Genomic DNA, 14674 nt, shown 5'->3' with positions numbered 1-14674 from the left:
TTCACAATCGGGTGCCGCCGGCGTAGCTCCCACCGCCGGTAAGTATAGGAATTTTAAGATAAACTGCATTCCTACCTCCCGCCCACCAACTATAATCCTTCCGCTTTCCTTATGTTTAAGGCCATGAAACGACCAGTATTCGCGGCCGGCACTCTGGCCCTAGCGCTATCGGCGTGCGGCAACTTCGCCGATTCGTTAGACCAGTCTGAGATACCCGCCTATACCAAGGAGTGGCTGCGAGAACAGCACGGGCAAACCCTTTCCTTCCGCAATGCTGCCGGGCAGGTCCGGACGGTTACGGTGGCGCGTAAGGAGCAGGTGCTGAAGGGGCAGTCCAAAGGTGGCTCTTTTGAAACCGAAGTTATTACGGTCTGGTATCGGAACGCCCCCGACTCGTTGCTGAACCTGACGCTGGAGGCCCGGTCTAATTCCATTTACGTCACCCGGATGGGGAAAACCTGCGGCGACATTCACACCTATAAACAGGCGGGGCACACTTCCTTTAACTCCTACGAGAAACCCCGCCTGGGCTCGCCCATCGTAGCCCAGGACACGACCATCCGCAACAAGACCTACCGGTTTTTGGGCCGGATGGGCGTACCAGCAGCGGCTCACCCGACCGACACGCTGACCAACGTATATTTTTCCCGCGACGAGGGCCTGATTGGCTTTACCACCAAGCGCGGCGGACTTTGGCACCGCCAATAACAGCCAATAGCTAACCGCGGGCCTACCTCCCCATAAGCCGAGAAAAACCACGCCGCCAGCTCCGGAGCGGGACTGGCGGCGTGGTTTTTCTCGGCTTACGCCTGCTTATCAGATGAGCATACGCATGGGGTCTTCCAACAGGCTTTTCAGCGTCTGGAGGAAGGCAGCGCCGGTAGCACCGTCTACTACCCGATGGTCGCAGCTCAGGGTTACTTTCATCACGTTGCCGATGGCCAATTGACCGTCCTTTACCACGGCCGTCTGCTTGATGCCGCCCACGGCCAAGATGCAGGCATCCGGGGGGTTGATGATGGCGGTGAATTCCTCGATGCCGAACATGCCCAGGTTGGAGATGGTAAAGGTGCTGCCCTCCCACTCGCTCGGTTGCAGCTTCTTGCTCTTGGCTTTGCCAGCCAGCTCTTTTACTTCGGTAGCAATGGTTGAGAGACCTTTACCGTCGGCGTTGCGCACCACCGGTACCAGCAACCCTTCGTCTACGGCTACGGCTACCCCGATGTTGACCACCTTGTTCTGACGGATTTTGTCGCCGAGCCACGAGGAGTTTACGGCGGGGTGCTGCTTCAGGGCCACGGCCGAGGCCTTGATAACCAGGTCGTTGAAGCTGAGCTTCACCGGCGAGAGGGCGTTGAGCTGGGTACGAACCTCCATGGCGCGGTCCATCAGGATTTCCATCGTCAGATAGAAATGCGGGGCCGTGAACAGGCTTTCCGAGAGGCGGCGGGCAATGACCTTGCGCATCTGCGACACCGGGGTATCGATGTAGGTGCCTTCGGCGGCAGCTGGCGCGGGGGTAGCTGCTGGGGCAGGAGCTGCTTTTGGCTGCTCGGGCAAAGCCGCCTGGATGTATTCCGACTGCGTGTTAGCTGCCTGAGCGGGCTGCGAGGGAGCCGCGGCCGGCGCCGAAGCGGACGGCGCGGTGGCCGTGGCAGGCTGGACGCTTTCCAGGTCGCGGGAAACGATGCGGCCGTTTTCGCCCGAGCCTTTGATGGTGCTCAGGTCAATGCCTTTGTCTTTAGCTATGCTCTTGGCTAAGGGCGAGGCGAAGATGCGGCCCCCGCTCTGAGCGGGAGCAGCCTCAGCGGCCGGCGCCGGCGCCGAGGAGGTAGCAGCAGCCGGAGCGGCTTCCGCGGCTGCCGCAGCCGGGGCACTACCGCCCGACTGGCCACCGAGCAGGGCCTGCACGTCGGCGCCTTCTTCGCCAATAATAGCCAGGATGCCATCTACGGGAATGGCTTCGCCTTCTTTTGGGCCGATATAGAGCAGAGTGCCGTCTTCGTAGTTATCCAGTTCCATGGTAGCCTTATCGGTTTCCACTTCGGCCAGTACGTCGCCCGATTTTACTTTGTCGCCGACCTTCTTAAGCCAGGAGGCAATGGTGCCTTCCGTCATTGTGTCGCTCATTTTCGGCATCCGAATAACGGTAGCTTTCTTACCGTTACTGGCCGGAGCCGCCGCAACCGGGGCCGGGGCCTCTGGAGCAGGGGCCGCCGCCGGGGCCGGCGTGGGGGCCGGAGCCGGGGCCGCTTCAGCCTTGGGAGCCTCGGCGGCGGGGGCCGGAGCCGCGCTGCCGCCGCTCAGCAGGCCGGAAATATCTTCTCCCTCCTTGCCCACAATGGCCAGCAAGCCATCAACCGGCACGGATTCGCCTTCTTTCGGACCAATGTGCAGGAGGGTGCCGTCTTCGTAATTTTCCAGCTCCATCGTGGCCTTGTCGGTTTCAACTTCGGCCAGAATATCCCCGGATTTTACTTTGTCGCCTACTTTTTTGAGCCACGAAGCAATGACCCCTTCGGTCATCGTGTCGCTCATTTTGGGCATTTTTATGAGTTCGGCCATCTGCGTCTTCGTTGGGTTGAGTGGGGCCAAAATTAGCCCGTTTTTTTGGGGGAGCAAACTAAACACACTCTTCTACGGGCAGGCTCAAAACAGCGAATTTTCGCCTGAGTAAGCAATCCCAGCATTGCAGAAGAAAAGCGCCCGACACGCAGACGGTCATTCACCTGAAAGTTACCGGCACCACCCATTGCTCTACTCCACACGCTTTTCGATCAATACGCGCGGTAGGCACCATGTTTAGTTGCTTAACTACAGGCCTAACCAGTGGCAAAAAACGCTGCAGCTTCACTGCATCTGGCTGCATCCCTAAACTCCGGTAGGGCTTACCCGTTTTTTTCCAGATCAGACGTACACCCATAATGCGGGTTGAGCTGATCCGGAGGGTAGAATCAACAGTAAAGCCGACAAACACCTTGCCTCGCCAGGCGTGATGCCGGACAGATACGGTAGGCGGAGCCGTTATCAGCCGGTAGCAATACTCCGGAAAATAGCAGCGGAAGCCCTCTTGGATAGTATCCGCCACCTCTGAAGCAGGCGTCACGGAGTTTGAAGCGGAGCCCGCCATGCGTTGTTCTTCAGTTTCCGCAGTACAACCGCACAGCAACCCAACCAGCCCGGCTACCCCTAAACTGCTACTAGACATGATTTTCCTGCAGGTGCCGCACGTCCAGAAAGCTGCGCACGGTGAACATGGAGCCGGTGTAATCAAGTTGGTACAGGCAGAGGTTGTGGTGCTCGAAAGAGTCCATCAGGCGTAAGGGGTAGCCTAGCAGCTGGCAAAGCAGGACCCGCATGGCCCGGCCGTGCATGCACACCAGCACGTTTTCCTCCTCGGGTCGGGAGGTGAGCAGCTCGATAACCGGGCGCTGCCGGGCCGCCACTTCCTCGGGACTTTCCCCGCCCAGCAGGCGAGAGGTAGTACGGCCCGCCCGCCAGTCCTGCAGTACCTGGTGGTATTCTTCATCCTCCTCGGGCGTGATGCGGGTACCCTCACGGATGCCCCAGCTAATTTCGTTGAGGCCCGCGTGCTGCTCGTGGGGTAGTCCTAGCTCCAGAAAGCCGCGCACCGACTGGTGAGTCCGCTGCAGCAGGGAGGTGTACACTTTATCGAAGGGTACGTGGCGGTAGGCGGCGAAAAAACGTGCCGCCTGCCGGTGTCCGGCCTCGTTTAGAGAGGAGTCGACGCCGCTGCCCTGCACAATGCCGCGCACGTTGAAATCGGTCTGGCCGTGGCGGATGAGGTATATTTTTTTGACGCTCACTTTCCCCCTAGTTTTGCTGTGTCTGCCGTTAAAGTACGGGCTTTTCGCCCGCACAGATGTGTTTAAGGTGGTTTGTCTTGCTGGTTTTGCCATCATCAGGCCGCTCAGCCAGCCTTTCCACCTACTTTTTCGACCTGAAGCGGTTACTCTTTTACGGCCGCAGCGTCGGTTTGCTGCGGCCAACCACTACCGTGGCCTTCCTATTTCGACCCTCACTCCTTACGCATGACGCTGGAGCAAATTAAGCACTGGGTAAGCACCCGCCCTACCCTGGCCGATGCCCTGGGCATTGAACTTACCGCCCTCACCGACGACTACCTGGAAGGGCGCATGCCCGTAGACGGCCGCACCCATCAGCCCATGGGACTACTGCATGGGGGCGCCTCCGTAGCCCTGGCTGAAACCCTGGGCAGCGTGGCCGCCGCTACCAGACTTGACCCGACCAAGCAGGCCTGCGTAGGGCTGGAAATCAATGCCAACCACATCAAAGGAGTGCGCGACGGCTACGTAGTAGGCCGGGCCACAGCCCTGCACGTAGGCCGCAGCACCCAGGTCTGGGAAATTCGGATTACCCATGAGGAAACCGGGGCCCTGGTGTGCATCAGCCGCATTACCATGGCCGTCATTGACTTACCCGCCGCCAAGCCCCAGGCATGAGTAGCCTGCAGCGCATTTCCTGGCAGCCCAACCTGCCGGTGGCGGACCGGCGGCGGCGACTAGTGGCCCTGGCCCTGAGCAGTGGCCGGCCCGTGGCGCTGTGGCGGCTACCCGGCGCCCAGCACGCGCGGCTGTGCTTGAGCCTGAAAGTTGATTCCGCTTACGTGGGGTTGCCGCCGGCCCTGGAGCCTACGGCCCCGGCGGGCTTCGCCTTTTTTCCCTTCCGAGACTCCGACCACAACCCGCCGCTTTTCCTGCCTGCCGACCTGTATTTTGACTTGGCCCACCCGGAGGAAATTCAGGTGAGCCCGGCGGCGGCGGCCCGGCTGCCGGAGTTGCGGCAGCGCTTTGCGGCCCTCCCGCCCACGGCCGACCTGCCCTGGCACATGAGCCGCCAGCCCGTACCGGCCACGGCTTCCCAGCCCGCCTATGAGGCGCTGGTAGCGGCGGGGGTAGCCGCCATTGAGGCCGGCACCGTGCAGAAGGTAGTATCGAGCCGCGCGGTGCGCCGGCCGTTGCCGCCGGGCTTCGATGCCCTGGCCGCGTTTGACGAGCTGCAGGAGCGCTACCCCAATGCCTTTGTGTCGGTGGTAAGTGCGCCGGGCGTGGGCACCTGGCTGGGCGCTACCCCCGAGGTGCTGGCTGAAATTACCGAGGACCAGGTTTTCCGGACCATGGCCCTGGCCGGCACCCAGCCGCTACTGCCGGGCATGATACCGGCCACCGCTAAGTGGGCCCACAAAGACCTGGAGGAGCACGCCATGGTGGCGCGCTACATCGTGAACTGCTTTAAGCAGCTGCGCCTGCGCGAGTACGACGAGCGGGGCCCCCGCACCGTGGCTGCTGGGCAGCTGCTGCACCTGCGCACCGATTTTGCCGTGCACCTACCCCAGGTTCCCTTCCCCACGCTGGGCACCGATATGCTTCGATTGCTGCACCCTACCCCGGCCGTGGGCGGGGTACCCAAGCAGCCCGCCCTGGAGTTTCTGCGCCAGCAGGAAGGCTACGACCGCGCCTATTACGCCGGTTTTCTGGGCCCCGTCAATCTGCCCGAAGCCGGTGTGGCCCGTCTCTACGTAAACCTGCGCTGCCTGCAGCTGCGTCCTGAGGAAGCCATTCTCTACGCCGGAACCGGGCTGACCATTGACTCTGACCCGGCGCGTGAGTGGCAGGAAACGGAGCTGAAGCTGCGCACCGTTGGCGCTATTTTACATGAGTAAAATGAAAACCAAAGCACTCAGTGGCAGTATCAAAAGCCCGTCATGCTGAGCTTATCCAAGCACGACGGCCTTCATCAGGGCAAAGGCGCAGGCTTTATCCTTTTCTATTTTACTACCCCATGTCTTCCCTCCAAGCCGTTCATAATATTCCCGAAATCTGCGCCCAGCTTGGCATTACGGACGTGGTCCTGTCGCCGGGCTCCCGGTGCGCGCCCCTAACCATTGCCTTTGCCCGCCATCCGGCCATTACGGTGCGTACGGTGCCCGACGAGCGGGTTGCGGCCTTTATCGGGCTGGGGCTGGCGCAGGCGCAGCGGCGGGCCGTGGCGCTGGTGTGCACCTCCGGCACGGCGGGCCTGAACTACGCGCCGGCCGTAGCCGAAGCCTATTTTCAGCAGATTCCGCTGGTAGTCTTCACCGCCGACCGGCCGCCGGAGTGGATTGACCAACTCGATGGGCAGACCATCCGGCAGGCCGACCTGTACGGGGCCCACGCCAAAGGAACCTTCACCTTCCCCGCTGATACCACCCACCCCGACGCACACTGGCACGCCGGGCGCATCGTGTCGGAAGCCATTGGGCTGGCCGAGCAGTTTCCGGCGGGGCCGGTGCAAGTCAACGTGCCGTTGCGGGAGCCTTTCTACCCCAAAGCCGGCGAGCAGTTGCAGTTTCAACCGGTGAAGGTAACCCGGGAGCTTCCCGGCCGGCCGCAGCTACCCGCGGCCGCGCTGCAGGAGTTGCGGGAGGCTGTTCAAACTACCGGCCGCGTGCTGGTGGTAGCTGGGCAGCATCCTGCCAGCGCGGAGCTGCTGCTGGCCGTGCGCCAGTTTGCCGCCGCCTACCAGGTGCCAGTCGTGGGTGATTTGATTGCCAACCTGCACCTGCCCGCTGCCCCCAACTTCGACCAGCGCCTGCGCCCGCTGGGCCGCCAGGACGTATTTATGGCGGTGCCCGAGCCGGGCCTGAAGGCGGCCCTGAAGCCGGAGCTGCTGATTACTTTCGGCCAGTCGTTGATTTCCAAAGCCCTCAAGCTCTACCTGCGCACCGCTAAGCCAACCCAGCACTGGCACGTTCAGCCGGCCGGCGCGGTAGCTGACACGTTCCAGTCGCTGACCAAGGTAGTGCGCATGGAGCCAACGGATTTTTTTGCCGCGTTGCTGGCTGAAGCGCCGCGTAGTACAACAAATAGTATAGGAGTCTCAGAATCTTCTGATCTAAGTTCGATTCATAGCGCGACCACAACTTCGACTCCTTACGTGACCACGCCTAACCACACGGCAGCTCCGGATGCTACCCGCGTGGCAGCGGCGCCGGCGCCTACCGGCCCCGTGCGGCTAGTATGGCCGGGCAGCGGCGCGCACCTGAGCGAGGCGGCTGCTTCGGCGAAGGCGGCCTACCTCAAGCCCTGGCTGGCGGCGGAAAACTGGGCCGAAGGGTTCCTGCAGAAGTTTATGCAGCAGCCCAACCAGCCGTTCAACGAGTTTACGGCCATTTACCGAGCCCTGCAGTTGCTACCCGACCATACGGCCCTGCACTTGGCCAACAGCATGGCCGTGCGTTACGCCAACATCCTAGGACTGCCGGCCGGCCGCACCGCGGAAGTTTTCGCCAACCGCGGTACCAGCGGCATTGACGGCTGCACTAGCACGGCCATTGGGGCGGCCCTGGCCCAGCCCGACCGGCCCGTGGTGCTGCTCACCGGCGACGTGGCGTTCTTCTATGACCGCAACGCTTTCTGGCACAATTACCCCACGCCCAATCTGCGCGTAATCCTGCTTAATAACCACGCCGGCGGCATTTTCCGGTTGATTGACGGGCCCCGTCAGCAGCCCGAGCTGGAGGAGTTTTTCGAGACGCGCCAGCCCCTCACGGCCGAGAATACGGCGCGGGATTTTCACCTGCATTACCACACGGCCCGCACCTTTACCGAACTAGAATCGGCTTTACCGGTTTTCTTTGCACCCGAATCCGGCGCGAGTCTGCTTGAAATCACCACGGATAGCCCGACCAATGCCGAATTCTTCGAACAATACCGCGCCGCGGTGAAATCTTCGTTTGCCTAATGCTTTTCCCTACTTGTCATCCCGCCGATATCGCGCCGCAAGCTCGGAAGGAAGGATGACAGGAATATGTGACGCTTTTCCATCCCAACTTTCTATGGCCGAACAACTTACCTGGACTCCGATTAAGGAGTTCCGCGAAATTCTCTTCACGCAGGCTGGTGGCATTGCCAAAATCAGCATCAACCGCCCCCAGGTCCATAACGCCTTCACGCCCCTCACGGTGCAGGAGATGATTGAGGCCATGGATATCTGCCGCAACCGCACCGACATTGGGGTAATTATCCTCACTGGTGAGGGCGGCAAAGCCTTCTGCTCGGGAGGCGACCAGAGCGTACGCGGCGAAGGTGGCTACGTCGGCGAGGACACCGTACCTCGTCTGAACGTGCTGGATTTGCAGAAGCAGATTCGCTCCATTCCGAAGCCCGTAGTGGCTATGGTGGCCGGCTGGGCCATTGGGGGCGGGCACGTGCTGCACGTAGTCTGCGACCTGAGCATTGCCGCCGACAACGCCCGTTTCGGCCAGACCGGCCCCAACGTGGGCTCGTTTGATGGTGGCTTCGGGGCTTCTTACCTGGCCCGCGTGGTAGGCCAGAAGAAGGCGCGCGAAATCTGGTTTCTCTGCGACCAGTACAACGCCCAGGAAGCCCTCGACATGGGCCTGGTAAACAAGGTAGTGCCTCTGGAGCAGCTAGAGGAAACGACGGTAGCCTGGTGCCACAAGATTCTGGAAAAGAGCCCCCTGGCCCTGCGGATGCTCAAATCCAGCTTCAACGCCGAACTCGACGGGCAGGCCGGTATTCAGGAACTGGCCGGCAACGCCACGCTGCTTTACTACCTCTCGGAGGAAGCCAAAGAAGGCAAGAACGCCTTCCTGGAAAAGCGCAAGCCCGATTTCTCGAAGTACCCCAAGTTCCCGTAACTTTTCGTTTCAGGATGGTTATACTGCGGCCCGCGTCCTCGGATGCGGGCCGTTTTGTTGTACCTGCGTTTGCTTTGTCTGCTGCTGGCTATATTGCCGCACGTCTCTACTGCCTTACCTGAAGTTGTATGAAAGCTGCCCTGCTGCTGGTATTGCTGAGTGTTACCGCCGTCTGCACCGCGCAGGCGCAGTCGGCGGCGCCGGCGCCCCGTGTTGCTACCCCCGACAAGGCCAAGGAAGTGCGGGTAGTGGAGGCTTCCTGCGGGCAGTGCCGGCTGGGGCTGCCGGGCAAAGGCTGTGATTTGGCCGTGCGCCTCGACGGCAACGCCTACTTCGTGGATGGCACCACCATTGATTCGCACGGGGACGCCCACGCCAAGGACGGTTTTTGCCAGGCCATCCGGAAGGCAGAAGTGCAGGGCGAGGTAGTGGAGAACCGCTTCCGGGCAACTTACTTTAAGCTGCTCCCAGACCAGCCGGCCTCGGGCAAGTAGCGGGCCTCCGGGGCCAGTACAACACGGCTCTAGCCAACAGCTCGGCCGCACTGGCTCCTGGAGTTGCTTACCGTTTGGCGCACTGCCCACCTGGGTTTTCGGGTGGGCGTTTTTATGCGGGCCGCTTCCTGCCGGGGTTCTTAGCTGAAGTACGTTTCTGTTGCGTGTTACCCACTATATTGGCGGAGCGCAAAACGCTACCTCTTTCACTCCCGCAGGTGCGGCGGGTGGTCAACTAGCACGTATTTATAAGAACTATGGCCGCATACAGAATAATAGCCGACGGCACGCGAGACTTTCAGCTGCTGGCTGCTGACGGCACCGCCCTAGCAGCCCTGCACTACAGCGAATGGTTTTCCTTTAAAGCAGTTGCTACCCTGGCCGATGGCTCCTCGTTCAGGTTGGAGCCCAAGGGTTTCTGGGGCACTACCATTGAGCTGAAAGACCAGGATAAGGTGCTCCTGAACTTTAAAATGAACTGGGACGGTAACATCATCATCAAGTCCCGGCTCGATGACGGCAACCAGGCCTTTGTCTTCAAAAGCAAGAGTATGCGCAAAGGCGAGTACGCGCTACGGGGCAGAAACGAGCAGGAGCTACTGGTTGTAAAGCCCGATTTTCAGTGGAGCAAACTCAATTACAACTACACGCTTACCTCCACGGAGGAGCTGGAGGCATCTGACTCTAAAGTGCTGCTGTTGCTTACCGTCCTGCACTGCGCAAACTACTACATGACCATGATGTCGTCGGCGGTAACCACCATAATTGCCGTTAGCTAGGGCGCTACGCAGTCGGGCGCCTACCACTTCCTTGGTTAGCCAGCGCAGCGGTAGGAATAGTTGAGCCAGCGCAGCAGAACGGGCTTTTTGCTTTCGTAGCGCCCTTCTGGTTTACACTTCCCCGCCAGTCTAGCCTACCAATATTCCGGCCTGGTTGCTGGGGTGGCACTCAGAATATTGAGCCGTAGGCACCGCAGCCCTCGCACCAGCCGAAAAAGTTGCGCAGGCGCTCCTCCTTGGCGCGTTTTTTCAGCTGCTTGCGGGCTTTGCGGGCTGCGTCCACAACCGGCGTGGCGGTGGTAGGGCGCACTACGTGGCTACGCAGCGTGAGGTAGCGCCGGAAAACAAACGTTCGGGCCAGCGCAAACGGGCTTAGGGCGGCAGGAAGCATGGCAGATGGAGTGTAGTGACCTGGTTTAAGATACGAGGTTAACCCGCTCGAAGTCAAGCGCCACCAGGTTTTCTTATCCTGAGCGGGGTAGTTTCGTATGCCGGGAGGTAGTACCCGGGCCCCTGCTCGGCTCCACTTCTTGCGCCATCCGATTTACTTGCCTGTTACGCCCCATGACCGATGCGGAATTCCACCATGCCATCCGGCGCATCTGGCGCCTGCACTGGCTGCACTACGGCGGGCAGGCCCTGCTCACGGTGGGGGTAGTGCTGGCCCTGAGCAGCCAGGTAGGGCTGGGCACGCCGCATGCCTCGGCCACGGCATCGGGGCCGGCCTTGCTGCTGTTGGGGGCGCTGGTGCCGGTAGTTGGGCTGCTTTTGTACCTGCTGGCCCGGCGGCTACGGCCCAACCTACGCCGGCGGGCCGAGGAAAACATGCGGCTCTACCAGGCCCGGATTTTTCTGCGCAACAGTCTGCTGGGCCTGCTGGGTTTGCCCTTTCTGGTTGCTTACGCCCTGAGCCGCGGGGCCCTGGAATTGCCAGCCTACGGGTTTCTGCTGCTAGTTTTGGCCTTTCTCACCGCTCCTTCTGCCAAAGCCTACCAACGCTGGCTGCTTAGCTGAGCCGCTGCGTATACGGCTCGTTTTGGTTCTCCTACTATCTTCTGCATGGCCCCTGACTCTGCCCTCCTTCCCGATTCCCTGCTGCTCAATGGGCGCGAATTTCGTTACGCCGACATCCAGCAGTACCCCGCCAACTCCCCTACCGACCTGAACGGCTACGAGGCCCGGGTGCTGGATTTCTGCCGGCAGTGGCTGAACGGGGCCCAGGAGTTTGGGCTGCAAACCTCGGGTTCCACGGGCCTACCCCAGCGCGTAACCATGACGCGCCAACAGCTGGCAGCGTCTGCCCGCCGCACCGGCGACTACTTCGACCTGGGCCCCGGCGACCGGATGCTGGTGTGCCTGAACTGCGAGTTTGTGAGCGGGCTGATGATGCTGGTGCGGGCCTTTGAGCGGCGCATGCACCTAACCATTGTGGAGCCCCAGGCCGACCCGCTGGCCCTGGTGCCGGCCGGGGCGGCGTTCGACTTCACTTCCTTCGTGCCCCTGCAGCTGCGGGCCGTGCTGGCCGCCGGCCACGCCCCCCGCCTCAACCGCCTGAAGGGCATTCTGGTGGGCGGCGCGGCCGTGGAGAAAAGCCTGGAGCAGGAAATTCAGCAGCTACAGGTGCCGGTGTACCTGACCTATGGCATGACGGAAACGGCCTCCCATATTGCCCTGCGCCGCCTCAACGGCCCCGAGGTAACGCCTTACTACCACGTGCTTTCGGGCATTCACGTGGGCCAGGATGAGCGCGGCTGCCTCACTATCCGGGCCGATGTAACCCAAGGCCAGCTCATCACCACCAACGACCGGGTAAACCTACGGGACGCGCACACCTTCGAGTGGCTGGGTCGGGCCGATTTCGTGATTAACAGCGGTGGCGTGAAAGTGCAGGCCGAAAAGGTAGAGCAGGTGCTGGAGGTAGCCCTCATGGAGCTGGGCCTGCGGTGCCGCGCCTTCGTAGCGGGCCGCCCCGACGAGCGCCTGGGCGAGCAGGTAACCGCTTTCCTAGAAGGTGAGCCGCTAGCCCCGGCCCAACAGCAGCAGTTGCAGGCCCTGCTGAGTCAGCGCCTCGATAAATACGAGCAGCCCCGGGACTTTGTCTTCGTGCCGCAGTTCCAGGCCACGCCCTCCGGCAAGCTAGACCGACGCACCACTTTGGAAATGGTGAGGTGGTGAGTGAGTGAGTGAATGAGTGAAGTAACTAAACCGTTTGTCATCTTGCGCTTGCGAGGCACATTCTCACGCCTGAACGAGTCGTTCACTCGACTGGTGCTCCACCGTGAGAAGGTTCTTCGCAAGCGCAAGATGACAGGCCGCTTATACGAGTACCCTCGCCCTGATCCTACTTCACTCACTCACTATTTCACCATCTCGCCTTCGCTATGTGAAATTATCCGTTGATTTGTACAACTTCCCACCCTGTACCTAATCAATGAGTCATACGCGTTTTTCGGCGGCTACTTTCCTGCTCCTAGCCCAGTTGGGTAGCGGCTGCGCCAGCACCTCCCGCCCCACCACCCCTACCGCGGCCGTAACCAGTGCTACCACGGAGGCCGTGGGGCAACTGGCTGCGGCAGCTGCGCCGGAAGAATCGACTCCGGTGGCCCCACTGGCCCCGGCTACTCCGCCCTTTCAGATAGTAACGGAGCAGTTTGCCGACCTGCGGATTCTGCGCTACCAGGTACCCGGCTTTGAGGAGCTGGAGCCCCGCCAGAAGGAGCTGCTCTACTATCTCTACGAGGCGGCCCTGAGCGGGCGCGACATTACCTACGACCAGAACTACCGGCATAACCTGCGGGTGCGCCGCACCGTGGAGGCCCTCTGGCCGGCCAACGAGGAGCGCCGCACGGCCAGCACCAACCAGCAGCAGATAGCCCAGGCCGAAAAGTTTGCCACCTACGCCAAGCGCGTGTGGTTCAGCAACGGCATTCATCACCACTACAGCACCCGCAAGTTTACGCCTGAATGCACACCCGAGTATTTCCGGGAGTTGGTGTTTGCTACTGATGCCAAAAAGCTGCCCCTGGAGCCGGGCGAGTCGGTAACCAAGTTTTTGGCCACCCTGAAACCCATTCTCTTCGACCCCAGCGTGGCCCCCAAGCGGGTAAATCAGGAGGCGGGCAAAGACATGGTCAAAACCTCGGCCAACAACTACTACGAGGGCATGACCCAGACTGAGGTAGAGGCCTTTTACCGCAAGAAAATCAACAAGAAAGACCCCCAGCCCATTTCCTACGGCCTCAACTCCAAGCTGGTGAAAGACAGGCAGAGCCGCATTGTGGAGCGGGCCTGGTTTACGGAGGGCATGTACGGCGCGGCCCTGACCAAGGTGGTGTACTGGCTCAACAAGGCCGCCGCCGTGGCCGAAACGCCCGAGCAGGAGCTGGCCCTGCGCAAGCTGGTGGAGTTCTACCAGACCGGCGACCTGAAAAAGTGGGACGAGTACAACGTGGCCTGGGTGCACGACACCAAGTCGAGAACGGACGTAGTAAACGGTTTTATTGAAGTGTACGGCGACCCGCTGGGCTACCGCGCGGCCTACGAGTCGGTGGTGTCGTTCAAGGATTTAGAGGCCACCAAGCGCATTCAGGCCATTGGCAAAGAGGCCCAGTGGTTCGAGGATCATTCGCCCATTCTGGCCCAGCACCGCAAGCAAAACGTGGTGGGCATTACGGCCAAGGTAATTACCGTGGTGGTGGAAGCCGGCGCGACGGCCCCCAAAACGCCCATCGGCATTAACCTGCCCAATGCCACCTGGATTCGGAAGGAGCACGGCTCCAAATCGGTGCAGCTGGGCAACATTGTGGAGGCCAGCAACGCGGCCGAGGCGGGCGGTATGCTGGATGAGTTTGCCGTTGATGAAGCCGAAAAGCAACGGGCGCGCACCTACTCGGAGCTGGCCGCCAAGCTACACACCGACATGCACGAGGTAATCGGGCACGCCTCGGGGCAGATTAACAAAGGCGTGGGCACGCCCAAGGAAACCCTGAAAAGCTACGCCTCAGCCCTGGAAGAAGCCCGCGCCGACCTGGTGGCCCTCTACTACCTCCCCGACCCCAAGCTGATACAGCTGGGCGTGGTGCCCTCCGCCGACGTGGCCAAAGCAGAGTACGACAGCTACATCCGCAACGGCCTGCTGACCCAGCTGGTGCGCCTGCAATTTGGCGAGACGGTGGAAGAAGCCCACATGCGCAACCGCCAGCTGGTGGCCCGCTGGGTGCTGGAGAAAGGCCGCAAAGACAACGTCATTGAAAAGGTAACCCGCGCGGGCAACACCTACTTCCGCGTCAACGACTACGAGAAGCTGCGCGGCCTGTTTGGGCAGCTGCTGCGGGAGCTGCAGCGCATCACCAGCGAAGGCGACTACGCCGCCGGCAAGGCATTGATTGAAACCTACGGGGTGAAAGTCGACCCCATACTGCACAAGGAAGTGCTGGCCCGCTACCAAAAGCTGAACATTGCGCCCTACGTCGGGTTTATTCAGCCCCGGCTGGTGCCCGTAAAGCAAGGCGACAAGATTGTGGACGTGAAGCTGGAATATCCCACCAACTTCGCCGAACAGATGCTGGAATACGGCCGCCACTACCGCCTGTTGCCCAACTATAACTAAGCCCTTTAAGCTGCACAGCAACCAGAATTGTCCTTGCGACCAGCAAAAGGAACCTAGGGTAAGTGGCCGACTGGCAAGCCCAGATTCTTTCCGCTGGCTGCAATGA

13 protein-coding genes are annotated in these 14674 nt (G+C 61.1%); 10 read left to right on the top strand and 3 right to left on the bottom strand.

Annotated elements, in window-relative coordinates; translation table 11 throughout:
- Positions 1-123 precede the first annotated feature (123 nt).
- A complete protein-coding gene (locus IEW18_RS12475) occupies positions 124-708 on the top strand; it encodes a hypothetical protein (protein ID WP_188558191.1) in 585 nt (194 codons plus the stop codon).
- 108 nt (positions 709-816) lie between these two features.
- Here IEW18_RS12475 and IEW18_RS12470 read toward each other — a convergent pair whose 3' ends face one another.
- Positions 817-2565: a pyruvate dehydrogenase complex dihydrolipoamide acetyltransferase gene (locus IEW18_RS12470; protein ID WP_188558190.1), complete on the bottom strand. Its 1749-nt coding sequence runs from the start codon at positions 2563-2565 to the stop codon at positions 817-819.
- A 635-nt stretch (positions 2566-3200) separates the two neighbouring features.
- A complete protein-coding gene (locus tag IEW18_RS12465) occupies positions 3201-3827 on the bottom strand; it encodes a histidine phosphatase family protein (protein ID WP_188558189.1) in 627 nt (208 codons plus the stop codon).
- A gap of 225 nt (positions 3828-4052) precedes the next feature.
- On the opposite strand from IEW18_RS12465, the gene IEW18_RS12460 reads away from it, so the two are divergent.
- The 6 genes from IEW18_RS12460 to IEW18_RS12435 all read left to right on the top strand — a co-directional run bounded on the left by IEW18_RS12460 (position 4053) and on the right by IEW18_RS12435 (position 9959).
- Positions 4053-4484, top strand: coding sequence for a hotdog fold thioesterase (locus IEW18_RS12460; protein WP_188558188.1), 432 nt, complete (start codon positions 4053-4055; stop codon positions 4482-4484).
- Positions 4481-5704 carry a chorismate-binding protein gene (locus IEW18_RS12455; RefSeq protein ID WP_188558187.1) on the top strand — a complete coding sequence of 408 codons (1224 nt, stop codon included), beginning with the start codon at positions 4481-4483 and terminating at the stop codon, positions 5702-5704. Before IEW18_RS12460 ends, IEW18_RS12455 begins: the two co-directional genes overlap by 4 nt.
- A gap of 119 nt (positions 5705-5823) precedes the next feature.
- Positions 5824-7767, top strand: a complete 1944-nt coding sequence (gene menD, locus IEW18_RS12450) for a 2-succinyl-5-enolpyruvyl-6-hydroxy-3-cyclohexene-1-carboxylic-acid synthase (protein WP_188558186.1) — start codon at positions 5824-5826, stop codon at positions 7765-7767.
- 94 nt (positions 7768-7861) lie between these two features.
- Complete coding sequence (menB, locus tag IEW18_RS12445) at positions 7862-8686, top strand: 1,4-dihydroxy-2-naphthoyl-CoA synthase (RefSeq protein ID WP_188558185.1); 825 nt, start codon at positions 7862-7864, stop codon at positions 8684-8686.
- A 128-nt stretch (positions 8687-8814) separates the two neighbouring features.
- On the top strand, positions 8815-9180 hold the full coding sequence (locus IEW18_RS12440; RefSeq protein ID WP_188558184.1) for a DUF6370 family protein: 366 nt from the start codon (positions 8815-8817) through the stop codon (positions 9178-9180).
- 257 nt (positions 9181-9437) lie between these two features.
- Positions 9438-9959, top strand: a complete 522-nt coding sequence (locus tag IEW18_RS12435) for a hypothetical protein (protein WP_188558183.1) — start codon at positions 9438-9440, stop codon at positions 9957-9959.
- A 169-nt stretch (positions 9960-10128) separates the two neighbouring features.
- Here the strand turns inward: IEW18_RS12435 and IEW18_RS12430 are convergent, their stop codons facing one another.
- Positions 10129-10350: a hypothetical protein gene (locus IEW18_RS12430; RefSeq protein ID WP_188558182.1), complete on the bottom strand. Its 222-nt coding sequence runs from the start codon at positions 10348-10350 to the stop codon at positions 10129-10131.
- 173 nt (positions 10351-10523) lie between these two features.
- Between IEW18_RS12430 and IEW18_RS12425 the strand changes: the two genes are divergently transcribed.
- The 3 genes from IEW18_RS12425 (at position 10524) to IEW18_RS12415 (ending at position 14568) form a co-directional block, all read left to right on the top strand.
- Positions 10524-10973, top strand: a complete 450-nt coding sequence (locus IEW18_RS12425) for a hypothetical protein (protein WP_188558181.1) — start codon at positions 10524-10526, stop codon at positions 10971-10973.
- Positions 10974-11018: 45 nt separating this feature from the next.
- Positions 11019-12134 (top strand): AMP-binding protein, encoded by a 1116-nt coding sequence (locus IEW18_RS12420; RefSeq protein WP_188558180.1) that lies wholly within the window; start codon positions 11019-11021, stop codon positions 12132-12134.
- 256 nt (positions 12135-12390) lie between these two features.
- Complete coding sequence (locus tag IEW18_RS12415) at positions 12391-14568, top strand: dipeptidyl-peptidase 3 family protein (protein ID WP_188558179.1); 2178 nt, start codon at positions 12391-12393, stop codon at positions 14566-14568.
- Positions 14569-14674 lie beyond the last annotated feature (106 nt).

Source organism: Hymenobacter glacieicola, assembly GCF_014640315.1.
GTDB lineage: Bacteria > Bacteroidota > Bacteroidia > Cytophagales > Hymenobacteraceae > Hymenobacter > Hymenobacter glacieicola.
This window is presented reverse-complemented; position numbering and strand designations above follow the sequence as displayed.